The organism is Shewanella sp. SM20 (genome assembly GCF_025654545.1).
In the GTDB taxonomy this organism is placed as follows: Bacteria; Pseudomonadota; Gammaproteobacteria; order Enterobacterales; family Shewanellaceae; genus Shewanella; species Shewanella oncorhynchi.
In genome coordinates this window covers 1-2,499 of the sequence record NZ_JAKKRK010000116.1, presented here as the reverse complement: position 1 = coordinate 2,499, position 2,499 = coordinate 1, and the positions used below count along the sequence as shown (strand labels likewise).

3 protein-coding genes and 1 pseudogene are annotated in these 2,499 nt (G+C 49.2%); 3 read left to right on the top strand and 1 reads right to left on the bottom strand.

The annotated features are described in order from the left end of the window. Positions 1–171 (bottom strand): transposase (locus L5M18_RS23080; RefSeq protein ID WP_263190459.1); only part of this gene is annotated, 171 nt, incomplete at its 3' end. 111 nt (positions 172–282) lie between these two features. Between L5M18_RS23080 and L5M18_RS23075 the strand changes: the two are divergent. The 3 genes and pseudogenes from L5M18_RS23075 to tnpC all read left to right on the top strand — a co-directional run bounded on the left by L5M18_RS23075 (position 283) and on the right by tnpC (position 2,494). Beyond that, a pseudogene (locus tag L5M18_RS23075) lies at positions 283–483 on the top strand (IS66 family insertion sequence element accessory protein TnpB). A 2-nt stretch (positions 484–485) separates the two neighbouring features. Next, on the top strand, positions 486–842 hold the full coding sequence (tnpB, locus tag L5M18_RS23070; protein ID WP_057786146.1) for an IS66 family insertion sequence element accessory protein TnpB: 357 nt from the start codon (positions 486–488) through the stop codon (positions 840–842). A 92-nt stretch (positions 843–934) separates the two neighbouring features. Continuing rightward, positions 935–2,494: an IS66 family transposase gene (tnpC, locus tag L5M18_RS23065; protein ID WP_088585667.1), complete on the top strand. Its 1,560-nt coding sequence runs from the start codon at positions 935–937 to the stop codon at positions 2,492–2,494. The last annotated feature ends 5 nt before the right edge of the window (positions 2,495–2,499 follow it).

The following is a 2,499-nucleotide window of genomic DNA, read 5'->3' as shown; positions in this document are numbered from 1 at the left end:
TAATGTTTTACCTGGCACAGGGCGACCCTCTTTTTTGGCTTTATCTCGCCAATGATACAGGGTTTGGTAGGAGATCCCCTCACTGCGAGCCACTTCCGTGACCGTCATATTGTGGGGAGGTAATAATTTCTTTAAGACAGCGTCTTTACGTTCAGGTGAATATCGTTCCATTGAGCTCTCATTGACCGCCCCCTTTATTTAATTATTGGATGATTTTAAGGGGTGACAACAATCCTGACACAGGGGGCCTGTCTGCCATTATCAACTGCCAGGGTAATCATCATGCACCGTACCAAAGAACAATGGCTGGCCTTGTTTGCCGAGCAAGCCCAAAGTGGTCTCACCCAAACTGAATTTGCAAAACGTCAGGGCATCATTCCTACATAGAATCAATCCATTTTGCTACGCAAGCGCGATATCGAATTGCAGTTTCCAGCCGGCACCGATGCACAGTGGTTAGCAGCCTTGCTAAGAGCGCTCTGACCATGAAAATGTTCCTCGATGTGCCTAAGGTCTATTTGCATAAACAGCCGGTCGACTTTCGTAAATCCATTAATGGCTTATCGTTGCTGGTCGAGCAAGAGATGCAGCTCTCGCCATTTAGCGGCGCACTGTTTGTGTTTTGTAATCAGCAGCGTACCCGGTTAAAAGTACTGTACTGGGATAGCACCGGGTTTTGCCTGTGGTACAAACGGCTTGAAAAAGACAAGTTCCGCTGGCCACGGCAGATGCCTGGCAAAATACTGTCTATTAGCGAGCAGCAATGGCATTGGCTGTTGCAAGGTGTCGATATCCAAAAAATCACCGCCCATCAGCCACTGCATTACCAGAGTGTGGGCTGATATGACGATCGGCTATAAATCCTTATGATCGCATCCAAAACAATCTAAATCTTACCAAGCACTTAGCTAAATTGGCCGTTACAATAGCGGCCATGAAAAAGACACCTCAATCCTTACCTGATGACGTTGCACTGCTCAAGAAAATGCTGCTTGAGCAGACGCAAAAGCTTGAGCGCAAACTGGCGCAAAAAGATAAACGCATCGCCAAATTAGAGCGGGTTAACCAGCAACTGTCGGACAAGTTGCAGCAGTTGCTGGAGCGTTACAACCTGAAGAAGTACCAGAAATTTAGCCCCAGCAGTGAAACCTATGAAGGTGAAGGCGAGGTGTTAAATGAGGCCGAACAGCTTATTGAAGACGAGTCAGTAGCGACAGAGCCAGATACTCAGACGACCGAGAGCGCTAAGAAAGCTGCTAAGCCACGCCGCCCACGGATTGCCCCTGAGCTGCCGCGCGTTGATGTTATCCATGACATTGACGATAAAACCTGTGCTTGCTGTGGCCATGCGCTACATCAAATGGGTGAAGAAGTTAGTGAGCAAATCGAGTTCGTACCGGCACAAATCCGGGTGCTCAGAAACGTGCGGCTGAAATACAGCTGCCGGCAGTGTGAAACCACRGACACCAAGGTCGACATTAAAATTGCCGATGTGCCACCGGCGGTTATCCCTAAGAGCATGACCACACCGAGTCTGCTTGCCCAAATCATCAGCAGCAAAATGCACTATGGCTTACCGTTGTACCGACAAGAGCAGTTGTTTAATCAGGCCGGTATTGAGCTTAGCCGTCAAACGATGAGCCGCTGGCTGATAAGCTGTGCAGAGAAACTGAAACCGTTACTGGCGTTAATGAAAGCTGAGCTTCTGAAACAGCCCGTGCTGTGGGCAGATGAAACCACGGTTAATGTGCTGGATGTTGAGAAAAGCACCTGTTATATGTGGGTATATGGCTGTGGCTTAGAAAAAAGTACCGGCCCCAAGCTCGTGCTGTTTGATTATCAGGATAGTCGCAGCAGTAAACATCCCACCGACTTCCTGGCGGGGTTTAACGGTTATCTGCAGGTCGACGGTTATGCCGGATATGAGAAAACCCACGCAACCTTAGTCGGCTGCTGGGCACATGCCAGACGTAAGTTCGTCGAAGCCCAAAAAGCGCAGGGTAAAGGCAAAACCGGTAAGGCCGATGTGGCTCTTAACCATATCCAGAAACTCTATGCGCTGGAGAGTAAATTAAAAACTGCGCCGCCTGATAAGAAATATGAAGCCAGGCAAACGCTAGCCAAGCCGTTGCTCGCGCAATTCAAAAGCTGGTTGGATAAATCAAGCGAGAGTGTCACGAAAGAAAGTTTACTGGGAGCGGCTATTACGTATAGCCTGAATCAGTGGCCCAAGCTTGTCCGCTATCTGGATGATGGCTGTCTGAATATCGACAACAATCGTGCGGAGCGCGCCATCAAACCGTTCGTGATTGGTCGCAAGGCGTGGTTGTTCGCCAATACCAAGACGGGAGCACAAGCCAGTGCGGCACTGTACAGCCTGGTCGAGACCTCAAAAATCAACGGACTGGAGCCGTATGATTACCTATGCCGCTTATTAACCGAGCTACCCAAAGCCAACACCCAAGAGAAACTACAGCAACTCCTGCCTTACTGATCACC

Bases quoted from the DNA above. Each gene is read 5' to 3' on its own strand.
- tnpB (WP_057786146.1), top strand. From the start codon at position 486: ATGAAAATGTTCCTCGATGTGCCTAAGGTCTATTTGCATAAACAGCCG.